Here is a 637-nt window from a genome sequence, read left to right as displayed (position 1 = left end):
CGACGCCGTTCGCACCGGCATCCTCCATCCTGCGGCAGCGTCCCGACCAGGTCCCGCCACCGCCGCCGGGCGTGCCGGTTCAGGTGGCGGATGTGATCATGTGGGCGTTGGCGAACGATCCGGTGGCTCGTCCGCCGTCCGCGCTGGCCTTCGCGCTGGACCTGGCCCGGGCCGCCGCCGAGGCCTACGGCTGGGGCTGGCTGGCTCGTTCGGGGATCGTGCTGCATGTCGACGCCGAGGTCCGCGCCGCCGCCGAACGGCCGTTCACGTCCACCCGCCCAGCACTGCCGCCCACTACCAACGGTGACACGCCGCCTGCACACGGAGACGCGTCCTCCGTACCGTCGACAGGCGGTGCGTCCCCGGACGCTGCGTCCCCGGGCGGCGCGTCCCCGGGCGGTGCGTCCCCGGGCGGTGCGTCCCCGGGCGGCGCGTTCTCGGGCGGCGCGCTCTCGGACGCAGAGGCCGGCGGGCGTCTCGCCAGCCGGCCGCGCCGCGCCCGGCCACGCCGCCGGCCGGGCATGACGCCAGGGCACCGCCGCCGTGGTGGTGCTTCTCGCCGCCGTATCGTCGCCATGGCGGTGCTCATCGCCGTCAGCGCCGCCGCTCTTGTTGCCGCCACCCGCGGCGGAGACTT

1 pseudogene is annotated in these 637 nt (G+C 76.6%); it reads left to right on the top strand.

Annotated elements, in window-relative coordinates:
• Positions 1-637 (top strand): annotated as a pseudogene (locus AC5LSR_RS03330) (WD40 repeat domain-containing serine/threonine protein kinase); the annotation flags it as partial.

It is taken from the genome of Protofrankia sp. CiP1_Cm_nod4 (assembly GCF_982290645.1).
The sequence above is the reverse complement of the archived record's forward strand: the minus strand, read 5'-3'. Positions and strand labels throughout refer to the sequence as shown.